The sequence below is a fragment of the Gemmatimonadaceae bacterium genome, from assembly GCA_019637355.1.
GTDB lineage: Bacteria > Gemmatimonadota > Gemmatimonadetes > Gemmatimonadales > Gemmatimonadaceae > Pseudogemmatithrix.
The window spans coordinates 499600-516281 of sequence record JAHBVT010000001.1; the positions used below are offsets into that span (position 1 = coordinate 499600).

Here is a 16682-nt window from a genome sequence, read left to right on the forward strand (position 1 = left end):
CACAAATGCGCCTGACTTCCCTGGACTGGACGATCGTCGCCCTTTCCCTGACCGTCGCCTTCGTGCCGGCGCTGCTGTTGGCCCGCCGCGCCGGGAGCAGCACCAGCGAGTTCTTCACCAGCGGGCGCGCGGCGCCGTGGTGGCTGATCGGCGTCTCGATGGTCGCGACGACATTCTCGACCGACACACCGAACCTGGTCACAGACCTCGTCCGTGGCGGTGGCGTCGCCGGCAACTGGGTGTGGTGGGCCTTCCTGCTCACCGGAATGGCCACGGTGTTCTTCTACGCGCGGATGTGGCGGCGCTCGGGCGTGCTGACGGACCTCGAGTTCTATGAGATCCGCTACTCGGGCCGCGCCGCGAGCTTCGTGCGCGGATTCCGCGCCGTCTACCTCGGCCTGATCTTCAACGTGGTCATTATGGCCACGGTGAACCTCGCGGCGGCCAAGATCGCGTCCATCCTCCTCGGTTGGCCGATGTGGCAGACCCTGGCGGTCTGCGCCCTGCTCAACGTGGCCTTCGCGGTGGTCAGCGGACTCTGGGGCGTGCTCGTCGCGGACTTCATCCAGTTCGGCATCGCGATGGCCGGCTCGGTGGCGGCGGCGTACTTCGCGCTGCAGCGGCCAGAGGTCGGCGGTCTCGCCGGACTCTTCGCACAGCTGCCCGCCCAGACGGTGCAGTTCCTGCCGGACTTCTCCGACTGGACGGTCGCGCTCACGGTGTTCATCCTGCCGCTGACGGTGCAGTGGTGGTCGGTGTGGTACCCGGGCGCCGAGCCGGGCGGCGGCAGCTACATCGCGCAGCGGATGCTCGCGGCGCGCAGCGAGCAGGATGCGCTCTTCGGCACGCTGTTCTTCAACGTGGCGCATTACGGGATGCGCACCTGGCCCTGGATCATCGTCGCGCTGAGCTCGCTGCTGGTGTTCCCGTCCCTGGACGACATCGCGCGCGCCTTCCCGGACGTACCCCGCGGGATGATCGGCAACGACATCGCCTACCCGGCGATGCTGACCTTCCTGCCGGTGGGCTGGCTGGGCCTGATGGTGGCCGGCCTGCTCTCGGCCTACGTCTCGACCATCGTCACGCACCTCAACTGGGGCACGAGCTACCTCGTGCACGACCTCTACCGCCGCTTCGTGCAGCCCGACGCCAGCGAGACGCATTACGTGTTAGTCGGGCGCCTGGTCACGGCGGCGCTGATGCTGCTGGCGGCGGCGCTGACGTTCTATCTGGAGACGGCGCGGGCGGGCTTCACGCTGCTGCTCTCGATCGGCGCGGGCACGGGCCTGCTGTACCTGCTGCGCTGGTACTGGTGGCGCGTGAACGCGGCGGCGGAAGTCGCGGCGATGGCGGGGTCGTTCAGCATCGCGGTGGGCTTCGAGGTGGCACGGCGCCTCGGCTTCGAGGTGCCGACGCACATCGTGCTGCTCATCACGGTGGCCGCGACGACGGTGATCTGGACGGGCGCGGCGTTCTTCGGGCCGCGCACGGACGCCGGGGTGCTCGACCGCTTCTACCTGCTGGTGCGGCCGGCGGGCCCGGGCTGGCGCGAGGTGCGCGAGCGCGTCGGCGTGGCGGCGTCGCCGGATTCCTTCGCGCAGGCACTCGGCGGCTGGGTCTGCGGCGTCCTCTTCGTGTACGCCGCGCTGTTCGGCGTCGGGGCCTTCCTGGCGGGCAACACGACGCTGGCGGCGCTGTGGGCGGCGGTGTTCGTCGTCTGCGGCAGCTGTGCGTGGCGGATCGTGATGGGGTTCCGGCGCAGCGGCTGATGCACGCGACGTTGGCGGTCATTCTGGCCCGCGGGCTCGGTACACGGCTGCGCCGCGATGATGGCGCGACGATGAGTACCGAGCAGGCGCAGGCGGCGGAGGCTGGCCATAAGGCGCTGATGCCGCTGGGCGGACGCCCGTTATTGGACTATCTGCTGCACAACTTGACCGAGTCCGGAGTGCGCGACATCGTACTCGTCGTGCCGCCCGGCGACTCGCCGTTGCGGCAGCGCTATGATGTGGACCTGCCGCCCACGCGCCTGCGTGTGCGCTTCGCGGTGCAGAACGAGCCGCTGGGTACGGCCCACGCGCTGCTTGCCGCACGCGATGCCGTCTGCGCGCCGCTGGGCGCCCCGGCCGACGCCGACGGCCGGCGACACTTCCTGATGTGCAACGGCGACAACCTCTACTCCGCGGACGCGCTGCGCGCGCTGGTGAACGCTGACGGGCCGGCGCTGGTGGCCTATGACGCCGAGGCCCTGGTGCGCGAGAGCGGCATCGAGGCGGAACGCGTGCGACGCTTCGCGCTCGTGGACAGCGATGCCGCGGGGTTGCTGCGGGAGATCGTCGAGAAGCCGGACGCTGGACATCCGCTGCTTGCCGCCGCCTCGCCGCGCGTATCGATGAATCTCTGGCGCTTCACGGACCGCATCTTCGACGCCTGCCGCGGCCTCGAGCAGTCGCCGCGTGGCGAGTTCGAGTTGGCGGACGCAGTGCGGGCGTCGATGCAGGCGGGCGAACGCTACGCCGCGATTGAACGGGCCGAGGCGGTGCTGGACCTCACGCAGCGTCGCGACGTCGCCACGTTGGAGGCGCGCCTCGCCGGCGTGCATCCGCGCCCGTGATGCGCCGGCTCTTCGTGCCGGGGCGCATCGAGCTCTTCGGCAAGCACGTGGACTACGGCGGCGGCGTGTCGATGACCTGCGCCATCGACGAGGGCATCACGGCGGAGGTCGAGCCGGTGGACGTGCCGGTGATCGACCTCGAGGACCAGAAGACCGGCCGCCGCGCCCGCGTGCCCTTGCGACGCGACGCACGGCCCGGCGGTGCACACGGGGGCACCTACATCGCCGCGGTGGCGCGGCGGCTGGCGCGCGACTTCGGGCCGCTGCATCGCGGTGTGCGCGTGGTTTCGCAGAGCAGCCTCCCGCGCTCGGCGGGTCTGTCGAGTTCCAGCGCCTTCGTCACGATGCTCACGCTCGCCGTGGCTGAGGCGAACGGGCTCACCGAACGCGCGGAGTGGGTGGAGCATCTCTCGGACCGCCTCGCCTTGGCGGAGTACTGCGGGGCGGTGGAGACCGGCGGCGCGTTTGGGCCGTGGGCGGGGGAGCGCGGCGTGGGCACGCGCGGCGGCGCGCAGGACCACGTGGCGATCCTCTGCAACCGCGCGGGGCGCGTCGGTGCGTTCGGGTATCTCCCCGCCACGCTCATCGGCGAGGCGACGTTTCCGCCGTCGTGGGCGCTGCTCGTGGCGGTGAGCGGCGTGCGGGCGACCAAGACCGGCGCGGCGCAAGCGGACTACAACCGCGCGGCCGACCTCATCCACGGCTTGCTCAAGGCCTGGAACGGCGCCACCGGCCGCAGCGACCGCTCGCTGGCGGCGGCGCTGGCGTCGTCGCCGACGGCGGCCGAGGCGCTGGAGCGTCTGGCCAACCGCAGCGGCGACGCTCCGTTGCTGCTGGCGCGCCTCGCACAGTTCCGCCGCGAGAGCGAGCACGTGGTGCCGGGTGCACTGGCTGCGCTGAGTGCCGCCGATGGTCTGGCGCTGGGCCGCTGGGCGGTGGAGTCGATGCAGGGTGCGGAGTCGGCGCTGCGCAACCAGGTGCCGGAGACGTCGTTCCTGGCGCGCGCCGCGATGGCCAGCGGCGCGCACGCGTCGTCGGGGTTCGGCGCGGGCTTCGGCGGTGCGGTGTGGGCGATCTGCGATGCGCGCAAGGCCGACGACGTGCGCGCGCGTTGGCGCGAGGCGTACACGCGGGCGTTCCCTGCGCGCGCGGCCAAGAGCGACTGGCTGCAACTGTCTCCGGCGGACGGCGTCCGCTGGCTGAGCTAAGACGCGCCTAGCAGCAGCGCGCGCCGGGCTTCTCGTACCTGGCGTTGAGCCGTTCGCTGAGGAAGTCCCGCTCGCAGAGCGGCTCCCGCCCCGGGTGATGCGCGCGGACGTGCGCGACGTAGGCCGCGTAGTCCGGCGCACCGATGATCCGACGCAACAACGCCGCGGCGCGCTGGATCCACGTGGACCCAGCGCCCTGCGGCGTCGACGGGTGGGACGGGGCCGTCACGGCCGCGCCTTGCTCCCGTTCGGGCCGATCGTGCGCTCGAAGAGCTCAAGGATGCGACGGTACTCGTCCGTCCACGAACTCGGGCGCACGAAGCCGTGGTTCTCCACCGGATACACGGCCATCTCCCAGCCTTCTTTGCCCAGCTCGATAAGTCGCTGCGCGAGCTGCACCACGTCCTGGAACTGCACGTTGGTGTCGACCATTCCGTGCGCGATCAGCAGCGGGTCATTGAGGCCTTCGGCGAAGAAGATCGGCGACGAGCGGCGGTAGGAGAGCGTGTCGTCCTGCGGGAGGTTGAGGATGCGCCCGGTGTAGCCGTGGTTGTAGTGCGCCCAGTCGGTGACCGAACGCAGCGCGGCGCCGGCACCGAAGTACTCGCCCTTGTTGAACAGGGCCATCAGCGTGATGAAGCCGCCATACGAACCGCCGTAGATGCCGATGCGCTCGGGGTTGATCCCGAAGTTGGCGGTGAGGTACTTGGACCCACTCACGTGGTCGTTCAGGTCCCACCCACCCATATGGCGATAGATCGCGGTACGCCAGTCGCGGCCGTAGCCCGCCGAGCCGCGGTAATCGATGTCCAGCACCGTGTAGCCGCGCGAGGCGAGCAGGTGGTGGAACATATATTCGCGGGAATACGTGCTCCACCAATTGTGCACGTTGTGCAGGTAGCCCGCGCCGTGGACGAAGATCACGCCGGCGCCGTTGGCCTGCGCGCCGACGTCGCTCGGGCGGTAGATGCGCGCCGGCACTGGCGTGCCGTCCTCGCCGGGGACCATCACGATCTCGGGCTTGATCCAGGCGTGGCGACGGAACTCCTCGGTGGTGCTGGTGGTCAGGCGCGTCGTCGCGGCCTGGCCGACGCGGCCGAGGTAGAGCTCGGGCGGGGTGTTGGCATCGGAGTACACGGTCACGTAGCGCTGGCCGTCCGGTGCGTAGACGACGCTGTGGCCGCCGTCGCCGGCGGTGACGCGCGTGCGCGCGCCGCCGTTGATGCTGACGCGGTAAGCCTGCCGCGTGAACGGCGACGGCTCGCTGGTGCTGAGTTCGAAGCTGCGGCCGTCGGCGGAGATGTCCACGCTGAGCACTTCCCAGCGGCCGCTGGTGATGGCGGACTTGTCGCTGGCGTCGGGCCGCACGGTGTAGAGGTGCGCGTAACCCGTGCGCTCGGAGACGAACCAGATGCGGCCGTCGGGCGTGAAGCCGTTGCAGTTGAAGCAGGGGCCGTTGACCCAGGCCTCGTCGCGCAGGTTGTCGACCATCACCAGCGCGCCGCCGGCGGAGGCGACGCTGTACAGCCAGCGGTGCTTGAAGTCGGCACTGGTGACGGCCACGACGGCGAAGCGGCCGTCGGCGCTCCAATCGCCGACGTTCACGCCGCCGACTTTGGCGCTGGTGTCCGGCGCGAGCTTGAGCCAGGTCATCGTGCCGGAAGCGAGGTCGAGGTGACCCACCTTCTGCGTGCCCTGCGCGTCGCCGACCTTGCTGCGGCCGGGAATCATTCGCGGATACCCGTCCACGGTGATGTAGTCGGGGACGTCCGAGCCCTTGGTGCCCTGCGCCGGCGTGATGGTCGAGACCAACGCGCTGCGGCCGTCCGGCGACACCGACAGACCCGTGATGCGGTCGCCCTGCGGAATCCACACCACCGGCAGCGCACGGCCCTCGGCCTCGCGCTGTGCGGCGCGGCGCAGCGAGTCCGCGCGCAGCTCGTCGCGTACATACTCGAGCAACACCTTCTGCTGCTCGGCCACCGCCGCCCGCTGCCCGCGCGGGGCCTCGGGGTCGCGCGGCGCGTTGCCGACGCGCAGGTCGGTGAGCTGGCGCGTCAGGCCGGTGCCGACGTCGAAGGCGTAGGCGTTGTTCTCGCGCACGAAGTACAGCGTGCGGCCATCCGGCGCGATGCGCGGGGCGCTCTCGTTGGCCGCCGTCTGCGTGACGCGGCGCAGCGTGACGCGCTGCTGCACGCGCTCGCGCAGCCAGATGTCGCCGTTGGCGGCGAGGGCCTCGAGGCGGCCGTCGCGCGAGCGCGGGCCGGTCACGAGCTGCGGCAGCACGGAGTCCATATGCGCATCGGTCACGAGTTCGGGCGTGGCGCCGGCGCGCGGTGCGATGCGGTAGGGCTTCAGCGACTCGTGCCAGGCGGCGCCGGGCTCCAGCCAGCGGAAGTACACCCACTGCCCGTCGGCCGTCCATCGCACCTGCGCCGGTTCGCGGCCGTACAGCTCCGGCCCGCGCATAATGTTCGCGACCGAGAGGTCGAAGGCGGACTGCTGCTGCGCGGCAAGCGGCGCGGCGAGGACAAGGGCAAGTGCAAGGGCGAGAGCACGACGCATTTCGGGTATCCGATTCAGGGATTGAACTGCGGTTCGCTGCGACTCCACGCCGTCACGCGGCGTGCATTCGCGGCGAGGTCATCAGGGCTTACGCACCGGCCACCACGCGTGCTGAGCGCACGTATGGCGTCTCCGTCGACCCGGCGGGCCGGCGTCCGCTGAGCACGCCATACCAAGTGCGCACGGAGTCGGCGATGATCACGAAGGTCGCGAGGAGGAAGAACGCCGCCACCGCGGTGTTGACGTTGTCGTTGAGGATCAGCCGTGCCGCACCGGCGGCGTCAGCCACCCCGGGCACCACGGCGCCCGCCGCCACCTGGTCGCGCACCCACTGGGCGTGGCTCAGGAAGCCGATGCGCGGATTGGGATCGAAGATCTTCGTCAGGCTGGCGGTGCCGGTCACGATCACCAACCACACCATCGGGATGAGCGTCACGAACACGTAGCGCACCTTGCCCATCCGGATGATGATCGTCGTGCCCACGCAGAGCGCGACGGTCGCCAACAGCTGGTTGCTGATGCCGAACAGCGGCCACAGCGAGTTGATGCCGCCGAGCGGATCGGTGACGCCCTGATACAGGAACCAGCCCCACATCCCGCAGACCATCGCCGAGGCGAGCACCACCGCGGGATACCAGCTCACGCGACCGAACGGCTCCCACAGGTGCTTGCCGAGGTCCTGCAGCATAAAGCGGCCCACGCGCGTGCCGGCGTCCACCGTGGTGAGGATGAACAGCGCCTCGAACATCAGCGCGAAGTGGTACCACAGCGCCATTGACGTGTCGCCGCCGAGCACGGAAGCGAAGATCTTCGCCATTCCCACCGCCAGCGACGGCGCGCCGCCGGTGCGGGAGAGCAGAGAACTTTCTTCCACCTGCGCGGCGAGCATCGTCAACTCGGCTTGGTCGAGCACGAAGCCCCAGGTGCGGATCACTTCAGCCGCGCCCTCGACCGTCGTCCCGATGATGCCGGCCGGCGCGTTGATCGCGAAGTACACGCCCGGCGTCAGCACGCAGGCGGCGATCAGCGCCATCACCGCGACCAGCGATTCGGTGAGCATCCCGCCGTAGCCCACCATCCGCGCGTCGGCCTCGTTCTCCAGGAGCTTGGGCGTCGTGCCGCTGGCGATCAGCGCGTGGAAGCCGGAGATCGCACCGCAGGCGATGGTGATGAACACGAAGGGGAAGAGCTTGCCGGCGAACACCGGACCGGTGCCGTCGATGAACTGCGTCACGGCCGGCATCTGCAGCGGCGGCAGCACGAGCAGGATGCCCACCGCGAGCGCGAGCACGACGCCGATCTTCACGAAGGCCGAGAGATAGTCGCGCGGGGCGAGGAGCAGCCACACCGGCATCACCGACGCGGCGAAGCCATAGACCATCACCGCCCAGGCCAGCGTGCGCGCATCGAGCGTGAACAACGGGCCCAGGGTTGGGTGCGCGGCCGCCCACTGCCCGGCGTACAGCGCCACCGCGAGCAGCACGAGGCCGATGATGCTGGTCTCCAGCACGGCACCGGGACGCAGGTAGCGCATATACACGCCCATCAGCATTGCGATGGGAATCGTGAGCCCCACCGTCACTGTGGCCCACGCGGAGTCGCGCAGCGCGTTGACCACCACCAGCGCCAGCACGGAGATGAGGATGATCATGATCCCCATCACCGCCACCAAGGCCGTGTAGCCGGCAATCGGGCCGATCTCTTCCTTGGCCATCTGCCCCAGCGACTTGCCGTCGCGGCGCACCGACGCGCAGAGGATCACGAAGTCCTGCACCGCGCCGCCGATGGCCACGCCGACGATGATCCACAGCGCGCCGGGCAGGAAGCCGAACTGCGCGGCCAGCGTGGGCCCCACCAGCGGCCCCGGTCCCGAGATGGCCGCGAAGTGATGCCCGAACACGATCCAGCGGTTGGTCGGCACATAGTCGCGGCCGTCCGCCAGACGCTCGGCCGGCGTGGCGCGCGTAGCGTCCAACGCGAAGATGTTCGCGGCGATGATCTTCGAGTAGAAGCGGTAGCCCACCGCGTAGGTGCAGATCGCGGCGGTGAGCAGCCAGGCGGCGGAGATGGTCTCGCCGCGGCGCAGGCCGAGGTAGGCGAAGGCGGCGGCGCCGACGAGCGAGACGGTGGCCCAGACGAGTGCGGAAAGCCAGCGGGGCATCGGGAGGGACGGAAGGGGGAAGGCCCGAGCGAGTCGCGAGGTCCGCCAATCCTACCGGATTTCACCGCCCACGGGGAGGCCTGAGCGTTGGGGAGCAGGTGCGCTTCCGTTAGATTGACGGTCTATGCGGCTCGCCCTCCCCGTCGCCTCACTGCTGCTCCCGGTCCTGCTGGGGGCCCAGACGCCTGCGCCGCGCGCGCGGCCGCTGGAGGCCTTCGCGGCCGAGCGGGTGGCGGTGACGCCGGTGCAGTTCTGGCGCGCCGATAGCATCGGCTGGAGCGTCGCCGCCGTTGGCGACGCGCAGCGCGCGGCGGTGGATTCGGCCATCGCCCGCGTGTTCGCGGAGCGTGGGATGGGCAATCGATGGGCCTTCGCCGCGGACGTGGTGCGCAGCGCGCGGCGAAACCCGACCATTCGCAGCGATCCTTCTTCCCTGGGCGCGGGACGCTGGCGTGGCGCGCCACCGGCCGCCGGCGAGGCCGTCCCGCCGCTGGTGGCCGACAATCTTCGCATCGTCTCGGCGCTGGGCGATACGCGCTATGCGCTGATTCCCATCGAGCTGCGTGGCGAGGGCGACTTCGCCGTGCTGCGGCTCGTGCTCGTGGACACGCGGATGCGCGTCGCCGTGTGGACCGCTGACCTTCTCACCGACGCCTCGCGCGACGTCGCGGCCGGACTGGCCGCGTCGCTGGCCGACCTCGTCGTCGATCCGTAAACCTCCCCCCTCGCAATGTCCAAGTCCCTGAACGTCACGCTCATTCCCGGCGACGGCATCGGTCCCGCCATCACCGACGCCACCGTTCGCCTGCTCGCCGCCGCTGGCGCCGACATCACCTGGGACCGGCAACTCGCCGGGATGGCCGCCGTGAAGGAACACGGCGATCCGATCCCCGAGGCCACGCTGGAGTCGATCAAGCGCAGCAAGCTCGCGCTCAAGGGTCCGCTCGAGACGCCGGTGGGCAAGGGCTTCCGCTCGATCAACGTCGCGCTGCGCAAGGAGTTCGACCTCTACGCCAACCTGCGGCCGGCCAAGACGGTGCTGCCCGGCGGGCGCTTCGACAACGTGGACGTGATCCTCGTGCGCGAGAACACCGAAGGGCTGTACGTCGGCGTCGAGAACTACGTGAAGATCGGCAGCGACCCGCACGCGGTGGCGCAGTCGGTGGCCATCATCTCGCGCGTCGGCGCCGAGCGCATCGTGCGCTACGCCTTCGAGTACGCGCTGAAGCACGGGCGCAAGAAGGTCACCATCGTGCACAAGGCCAACATCCTCAAGTACTCGCAGGGCCTGTTCCTCGAGGTGGGCCGCGAGGTGGCCAAGGAGTACGAGGGCCGCGTGGCCTGCGACGACAAGATCGTCGACGCCTGCGCGATGGAGCTGGTGATGCGCCCCGAGAAGTTCGACGTGATCGTCACGACGAACCTCTTCGGCGACATTCTCTCGGATCTCACCAGCGGCCTCGTCGGCGGCCTCGGGCTCACGCCCGGCGCCAACATCGGCTACGACTGCGGCATCTTCGAGGCCGTGCACGGTACCGCGCCGGACATCGCGGGGCAGGGCATCGCCAACCCGACGGCGGTGATGCTCGCCGCCTGCCAGTTGCTCGACCACGTCGGCGACGGGGCACGCGCCAACCGCATCCGCGCGGCCATCGAGGCCGTGCTGCGCGAACGCAAGACGGTCACGCGCGACGTCGGCGGCTTGGCCAGCACCGACGAGTACACCGACGCTGTGATCGCGCGCCTCGCCAAGGCCTGAGCGCGCGGTGCGACTGCTCCAAGTCTCCGACGTCCATTTCGGGCGCCACGCCGTCGAGGCGTACACGGACGCCGTGCAGCGGCGCGTGGCCGGGCGGCGCTACGACGCCGTCGTCGTCGCCGGAGACCTGACGCAGCGCAACTTCCGCGGCCAGTTCCGCGCCGCCAAGCAGTGGCTGGACGCGATGCGCGCCGAAGTGCCGGTGCTGACGGTGCCCGGCAACCACGACGTGGCCTGGTGGTGGAAGCCGGTGGGCGTGGGCGTCGAGGCTCCGCTGCTGGCGGGATATCGCAAGTGGATCGATCCGGAGCTCGAACCCACGCTGCATCTGCCCGGCGTGACCATCGTCGGGCTCAACTCCTGCCACGGCGTGCGCACCTACACGCTCACGGCGCGCGCGCGCGACCTCTCCGTCGTCGGTGCCATCCGTCCGGCGCAGTGGGCCAAGGCCAAGGCTGCGTTCGACGCCGCGCCCGCCGGCGACCTCAAGGTGCTGGTGTTCCACCACAACCTCCTGCGCGGTGACCTCTCGCGACGCTGGGGCCTGGTCAACAAGGCCGACGGCATCGGCGAGGCGCTGGAGACCGGCGCCGACCTCGTGCTCAACGGCCACGACCACCAGACGCGCATCGAGGCCATCGAGCTGATGGGCCGCAAGATGGTCGTCTCGCACAGCACCAGCTTCTGCGAGCGCACCCGCGGCGGCCTGCCGGCGGCCTTCCAGGAAATCGAGGTCGAGCCCAAGCGCCTCGTCGTGCGCGCCTGCGTCTGGAGCGACGAGATGCGTGAGTTCACGCCACGCAACGACCGGGTCTTCCCGCGGTGAGCGAACAGCTCGGCTTCTTGCTCGACGCCGTGGCGGCGCCTGCGGCGCCGGATGCGACGGACACGCCGCGGTCCGTCCCGGATCCCGACGAGCGCGACGAACGCGACGAGCAGGACGCCGAGGACGCCGAAGCGGCGGCGCAAGCCGCTGACGCCCTGCTCGGCCGCCTGCGCGGACTGGGCCTGGCCCACGTGAAGTCGCTGGTGCTCACGCGCAATCGCAGCGTCGTCGTGTCGCTGAAGGGCTACGAGCTGCGCCTGCACGAGGGCTTCTGCGCGGCGCCCACGGAACTGCACGCGCAGATCGTGCGCTTCGTGATGGCCAAGAAGCCTTGGGAGCGCCAGACCGCGCGACAGGCCATTCTCGCGCATCCGCTGCCGCTGCACACCAAGCCGCCTCGCGCGCCGGAGCGCACGCACCCCGAGGACGAGCCGACGGCCGAGCGCTTGGCCGAGTGGCACACGCGGCTCAACGGCGAACGCTTCGGCGCCAAGCTCCAGAGCATTCCGATCCGCGTGTCGCGGCGGATGCTGCGGCGGCTCGGGCATTACGCGCCGAGCGTGCAGGGCGGGGGGCCGGAGATCGCGATCAGCGCGCGGCACCTCCGGCGCGATGGCTTCGCCAGCGCCGTGGAGACGTTGCTGCACGAGATGGTACATCAGTGGCAGCACGAGAATGGAATGCCCATCGACCACGGGCTGGACTTTCGGCGCAAGTGCCGCGAGGTCGGGGCGCTGCCGAGGGCCAGGCGGGCCGTCTGATGCCGACCGCGCTGCGACGCGCGTTGGTGCTGCTGGTGAGCCTCACCCTGCCGCTGCCGCTCACTGCACAGCGCGTGCTCGGTACGGTGCTGAGGCCAGACTCGACGACGCCGGCACCGCAGGTGCTCGTGGAGTGGCGCGTGGGTCGCGGGGCGCCGCAGCGCGTCCTCACGGACAGTCGCGGGCGCTTTGCGATCGTCCTGAGCGCGCCGGACAGCGTGACGCTGCGCGTGCTGCGGCCGGGCTTTCGTGCGCAGCAATGGCCTGCGCTGTTCGTGGGGGCCACGGCCACGCTTGAGCCGCGCCTCGTGCTGCAGGACCAGACCGTCGTGCTCGCGACGGTGCGCGTGGACGCCCGTGGGGCCTGCACCGGTCGCGCGGACGGTGCGGGGGTGACGCTCTTTGAACAGGTGCGCGTCGCGATTCAGTCGGCCAGTCTCGCCGAGCGCGACCCAATGCTGCGCATCGAGGCGGTGGAGTACGAGGGGGAGGCGACAGCGTCGGGCGCGCTGGTCGTCCGCGATTCGAGCCTGCGCCTCAGTCCGGGCAGCGTGCAGCGGAGGCCGGCGGCGCTGGATTCGATCTTCCGTTTCGGCTACGTGCGCCGCACCCGCGACACCTCGTACTACGAGGCGCCCACGCCGGACGTCCTCGCCGACGCGCGCTTCGCGAACGGCTACTGCTTCGCGATGGTGCCGGCGGATTCCGCGCCCGAGGGCCTGCACGGCGTGCGCTTCGTGCCGCAGCGACGGCCCGGCCCGGGCATCGCCGACATCACCGGCACCTTCTGGGTGGACCGCGACCAGCTCTTGCTGCGCACGGTCGAGTACAGCTACCTCAACGTGCCCGCGCACCATCGGGCGAACGGGCTCGGTGGGCATCTGGAGTATGCCGTGCTGCCAAGCGGGCACTGGCTGCTGCGTGAGTGGGTCGTCCGGATGCCGAACCTGCGCGGTGGAATCAACCTCTTCGCCCAGGGCCTGACCGTGTTCGGGGTCTACGAGGACGGCGTCACGCTCTTCGCTGACTCCGCCGGCGCGGCGCTCGCGGCCCGCCGGCCTGTGCCCGGGCGTTAGATTTCGGAGTCCTTCATCCCGACCGCCGATGGCCTCCGATCTCGATACCCAGTCCTTCCTCGCCTCGCCCCAGCTCAAGCCCCGCGACGGCGACCTGTTCAACATCGATGCCGCGCTGACCGAAGAAGAGCGCGCCATCCGCGACTCCGTCCGCGCCTTCGTGGACGAGAAGGTCCTGCCGATCATCGGGCAGTGCTACGTGGACGGCCGCTTCCCGAAGGAGCTCATCGCCGAGATGGGCGAGAACGGCTACCTCGGTGCCAACCTGCCGGAGCAGTACGGCTGCGCCGGACTCAACAACGTCGCCTACGGCCTCATCAACCAGGAGCTCGAGCGCGGCGATTCCGGCATCCGGTCCTTCGCGTCGGTGCAGAGCTCGCTGGTGATGTACCCCATCTATGCCTTCGGCTCCGAGGCGCAGAAGACGCACTGGCTGCCCCAACTGGCCAAGGGCACGAAGATCGGCTGCTTCGGCCTCACCGAGCCCGATTACGGATCGAATCCCGCCGGGATGATCACGCGCGCCAAGGAGCAGAAGGACGGTTCGTGGATCCTCAACGGCGCCAAGATGTGGATCACCAACGGCTCCACGGCGCACGTGGCGATCGTGTGGGCCAAGACCGAGGATGGCGACGAGGCCGGCAAGAGCATCCGCGGCTTCGTCGTCCCCACCGACAGCAAGGGCTTCAAGGCCAACGGTCAGAAGGGCAAGCTCTCGCTGCGCGCCTCCGACACCAGCGAGTTGGTGTTCGACAACCTGCACCTGCCGTCCGACGCCATCCTGCCGAAGAGCGGCGGCCTCAAGAGCCCGCTGATGTGTCTGACGCAAGCGCGCTTCGGCATCAGCTGGGGCGCGATCGGTGCGGCCATCGCCTGCTACGAGGAGGCGCTCAGCTACTCCAAGGAGCGCGTGATGTTCGGCCGGCCGATCGGCGGCTTCCAGATCCAGCAGGTGCGCCTGGCCGATATGCTCACCGAGATCGTGAAGGCGCAACTCGTCTCGCTGCACCTCGGCCGGATGAAGGACGCCGGGACGTTCACGCCGCAGCAGGTCTCACTGGCCAAGCGCAACAACGTGAACATCGCGACCGACATCGCCCGCGAGGCGCGCCGTCTGCTCGGCGGCAACGGCATCGTCGCCGAGTACGCGTCGATGCGCCATATGGCCAACCTCGAGAGCGTCTACACGTACGAGGGCACGCACGACATCCACTCGCTCATCCTGGGTCAGGCGGTGACGGGGATGAACGCGTTCGGGGGCTGAGGCCCCAGACCAGCGGCGTGGCGGCCAGCGTGAGCAGCACGAAAGGCCACAGCCGCCCGCGCCAGAACGCGTAGTTCGTGAGCAGCTGTTCCCACGACTTGCCTTCGAGACGACCGATCGTCGTCTCGAAGGCAATCGTCATTGCAGCAAGCAGCGCGCCCATTCCCAACAAGCGGCGCAGCCGCGTGCCTGGCGCGATGCGGAAGATCGTTCGGGTGACGATAAGGATGATGAGCACGCCGAGGATGGCGCTCAGGACGTCGGCGAGGCCGTGGTCGAGGAGGCGCTTGAGGCCCAGTTCCCGCGCGATGCCGTTGAGGGGCATCAGCACGGCGAGGAGGAGCCAGGCGGCGAGGAGGCGGCGGTAGGACACGGGGCTCTCGGGGCAGTGGTACGGACACGATGGGGACGTCGCCACGCCGATGCTGTCGGGTGGGACGCCAGCGTGACGTGAGGGAACCCCCTCCCTTGCCGAAAGCCAGGTGGTTGCGTAGTGTACCAGAACACCAACACACTAGAAATATGCGCCCCCACGTCCGAATCCCGTCCGCGCCAGCGCTGTTGATTGTCACGCTGCTCGCCCTCGCCGCCTGCAGCGTCAGCGACCGTGCTCCCGGCGGCCCACCGGAGTGGGCGTTGGCGCAGGCGCCCCTCCTCGCCGTCGGCGACACGGAGGACAGCGACTCGGCGGTGTTCAGCCGCATCACCGACGTGCGACTGCTCCCCAGCGGCACGCTCGCCGTGGCCGACGCGGGCGCGTCGGCGGTGCTGCTCTTCGATGCGCAGGGAGTGCGGACGGCGAAGCTCGGACGCCGCGGTCGCGGGCCGGGGGAGTTCGCCGGACAGATCTCCCTGGCGCGCCGCAGCGACGATGCCGTCGCCGTGTGGGATCCCTCGCAGCGGCGCTGGTCGGAGGTGCGGGTCGGTCGCGCGAGCGTGGAGTCGCTGCCGGATTCGCTCGGCGATGCCGCGTGGGCGCACGCCGGAGTCGTCGTGCTCGGTGAGGGCCACGTGCCCGAGTGGGCGCCATCGTTGCTCCGCACGCTCGCCGATTCGCTGCCGGCGATGCGCCTCGCGTTCCTGGACGAGACCTCGCTGCTGTGGGTGAACACGGATGCCGGACGCCGTGCTTGGCGGGCTTACGATGGCATCACGGCCGTCGGCGCGCTCAACCTGCCTGCGGGCTTCCGCCCGACGCAGTTCCGCGCCGATCGCGTGGTCGGCATCCAAGCCGATTCGATCGGCCTCGAGCGCGTGATGGTGTACGGCTTTGCGCGGCCTGCGGGCATCGTGCCTGTGCGCGGCGCTGTGGCCACGCCGCCGGCGGACTCAGGCCAGCGCGCGACGCTGACGGCTGCGATGCGCAACGCGGTGGTCGCGCAGGAAGTGCACTATGCGCAGCACGCGCGGTATACGATGCGGACGGACTCCCTGATGCTGGAGATGCCGCCGGGCGCGACGCTGCGCATCATCGAGGCGGACGCGCGCTCGTGGCGGGGCGTGGGGACGGTGGCAGCCACGGGGTACAGCTGCGGGCTGTACATCGGGATCGCGCCGCCGCGCGGCTGGGGGGAAGGCGCGCCACAGTGCGCTTGGCGCTGACGCTGCCGAGCGGACCTACACCCGCGCCCGCCCGTAGCGCTCCTGCATCAGCCCGCGCAGCCACATCGGCATATGGCGCAGCGCGAACACCACGGTGCGGTAGCGCTTGCCAGGAATCACCACCGTCGGCCCGCCACCAAAGGCCTGCTCCAGCGACTCACGCACGACGCGATCCGCGTTCAGCCACGCCCAGCTGGGGATGCCCTTGGTCTTATCGATCTGCATCCGGTCGTGGAACTCGGTGTGCGTGAAGCCCGGGCACAGCGCCTGCACGCGCACGCCGGTGCCCGCGAGTTCCTGGGCGAGGCCCTCCATAAACACGCGCTGATACGCCTTGGTGGCGCAGTAGTTCACGTTGCCCTGGCTGGCGGTGAACGACGCCACCGACGCCACGGTGATGACGAAGCCCTCGCGGCGTTCGATCATCTTGGGGATGACGGCGCGCGTCAGCAGCATCGGCGCCATCACGTGCAGCTCGAGCATCGTCGCCTGCTCGCCCACCGGGCGCGTCGCGAGCTTGCCCTTGGTGCCGAAGCCGGCGTTGTTCACCAGCACCATCAGCCGCTCTTCCTTGCTGAGCTTCTCGGCCAGCGTGCGCATCGGCTCGTCGCGCGAGAGGTCGGCTTGGTGCGCCGTGGCCGTGATGCCGTGCTGCTGCGAGAGTTCCTCGGCCAGCGCCGTGAGGCGGTCGAGGTCGCGCGCGACGAGGAGCAGGTCGAAGCCGCGCTGCGCGAGCTGCAGGGCGAACTCGCGGCCAAGTCCGGCGGAGGCGCCGGTGACGCAGGCGAGGGGGCGGGAGAAAGCCTGATTGGTATTGGTCACGGGCCTAATCTATCATTCTCGGGC

General features: G+C 70.1%; 15 protein-coding genes. 10 read left to right on the forward strand and 5 right to left on the reverse strand.

All coding sequences use genetic code 11. From position 1 onward, the window contains the following. Nucleotides 1-5 precede the first annotated feature (5 nt). From KF689_02220 to KF689_02230, 3 genes are read left to right on the forward strand one after another with little or no spacing between them, the layout of a single operon-like run. Complete coding sequence (locus tag KF689_02220) at nt 6-1769, forward strand: Na+:solute symporter (protein ID MBX3132188.1); 1764 nt, start codon at nt 6-8, stop codon at nt 1767-1769. After that, a complete protein-coding gene (locus KF689_02225) occupies nt 1733-2614 on the forward strand; it encodes an NTP transferase domain-containing protein (protein ID MBX3132189.1) in 882 nt (293 codons plus the stop codon). The genes KF689_02220 and KF689_02225 overlap by 37 nt, the downstream gene beginning before the upstream one ends. Beyond that, nucleotides 2614-3822: a hypothetical protein gene (locus KF689_02230; protein MBX3132190.1), complete on the forward strand. Its 1209-nt coding sequence runs from the start codon at nt 2614-2616 to the stop codon at nt 3820-3822. The genes KF689_02225 and KF689_02230 overlap by 1 nt, the downstream gene beginning before the upstream one ends. A gap of 7 nt (nt 3823-3829) precedes the next feature. On the opposite strand, the gene KF689_02235 is transcribed toward KF689_02230, so the two are convergent. From KF689_02235 to KF689_02245, 3 genes are all read right to left on the reverse strand, one after another. Continuing rightward, nucleotides 3830-4051, reverse strand: coding sequence for a YbdD/YjiX family protein (locus tag KF689_02235; protein ID MBX3132191.1), 222 nt, complete (start codon nt 4049-4051; stop codon nt 3830-3832). Continuing rightward, nucleotides 4048-6387: a S9 family peptidase gene (locus KF689_02240; GenBank protein ID MBX3132192.1), complete on the reverse strand. Its 2340-nt coding sequence runs from the start codon at nt 6385-6387 to the stop codon at nt 4048-4050. The genes KF689_02235 and KF689_02240 overlap by 4 nt, the downstream gene beginning before the upstream one ends. Nucleotides 6388-6475: 88 nt before the next feature. Next, nucleotides 6476-8548, reverse strand: coding sequence for a carbon starvation protein A (locus KF689_02245; protein ID MBX3132193.1), 2073 nt, complete (start codon nt 8546-8548; stop codon nt 6476-6478). A 124-nt stretch (nt 8549-8672) separates the two neighbouring features. Between KF689_02245 and KF689_02250 the strand changes: the two genes are divergently transcribed. The 6 genes from KF689_02250 to KF689_02275 are packed head-to-tail and all read left to right on the forward strand — an operon-like array spanning nt 8673 to nt 14234. Beyond that, nucleotides 8673-9263 carry a hypothetical protein gene (locus KF689_02250; GenBank protein ID MBX3132194.1) on the forward strand — a complete coding sequence of 197 codons (591 nt, stop codon included), beginning with the start codon at nt 8673-8675 and terminating at the stop codon, nt 9261-9263. A 15-nt stretch (nt 9264-9278) separates the two neighbouring features. Further along, complete coding sequence (locus tag KF689_02255; GenBank protein ID MBX3132195.1) at nt 9279-10307, forward strand: NAD-dependent isocitrate dehydrogenase; 1029 nt, start codon at nt 9279-9281, stop codon at nt 10305-10307. A gap of 7 nt (nt 10308-10314) precedes the next feature. Then, on the forward strand, nt 10315-11133 hold the full coding sequence (locus KF689_02260) for a metallophosphoesterase (protein MBX3132196.1): 819 nt from the start codon (nt 10315-10317) through the stop codon (nt 11131-11133). Further along, nucleotides 11130-11894, forward strand: coding sequence for a SprT-like domain-containing protein (locus tag KF689_02265; protein ID MBX3132197.1), 765 nt, complete (start codon nt 11130-11132; stop codon nt 11892-11894). The genes KF689_02260 and KF689_02265 overlap by 4 nt, the downstream gene beginning before the upstream one ends. Further along, nucleotides 11894-12970: a carboxypeptidase regulatory-like domain-containing protein gene (locus tag KF689_02270; protein ID MBX3132198.1), complete on the forward strand. Its 1077-nt coding sequence runs from the start codon at nt 11894-11896 to the stop codon at nt 12968-12970. Before KF689_02265 ends, KF689_02270 begins: the two co-directional genes overlap by 1 nt. Nucleotides 12971-12998: 28 nt before the next feature. Next, nucleotides 12999-14234, forward strand: coding sequence for an acyl-CoA dehydrogenase family protein (locus KF689_02275; GenBank protein MBX3132199.1), 1236 nt, complete (start codon nt 12999-13001; stop codon nt 14232-14234). On the opposite strand, the gene KF689_02280 is transcribed toward KF689_02275, so the two are convergent. After that, the gene (locus KF689_02280; protein ID MBX3132200.1) at nt 14188-14607 is read right to left on the reverse strand and encodes a hypothetical protein; all 420 of its coding nucleotides are present in this window, start codon (nt 14605-14607) and stop codon (nt 14188-14190) included. The genes KF689_02275 and KF689_02280 overlap by 47 nt on opposite strands. A 149-nt stretch (nt 14608-14756) precedes the next feature. Here KF689_02280 and KF689_02285 point away from each other — a divergent pair, with 149 nt between their 5' ends. Further along, on the forward strand, nt 14757-15836 hold the full coding sequence (locus tag KF689_02285) for a hypothetical protein (GenBank protein MBX3132201.1): 1080 nt from the start codon (nt 14757-14759) through the stop codon (nt 15834-15836). A 15-nt stretch (nt 15837-15851) separates the two neighbouring features. Here the strand turns inward: KF689_02285 and KF689_02290 are convergent, their stop codons facing one another. Continuing rightward, nucleotides 15852-16658, reverse strand: coding sequence for an SDR family oxidoreductase (locus tag KF689_02290; GenBank protein ID MBX3132202.1), 807 nt, complete (start codon nt 16656-16658; stop codon nt 15852-15854). Nucleotides 16659-16682 lie beyond the last annotated feature (24 nt).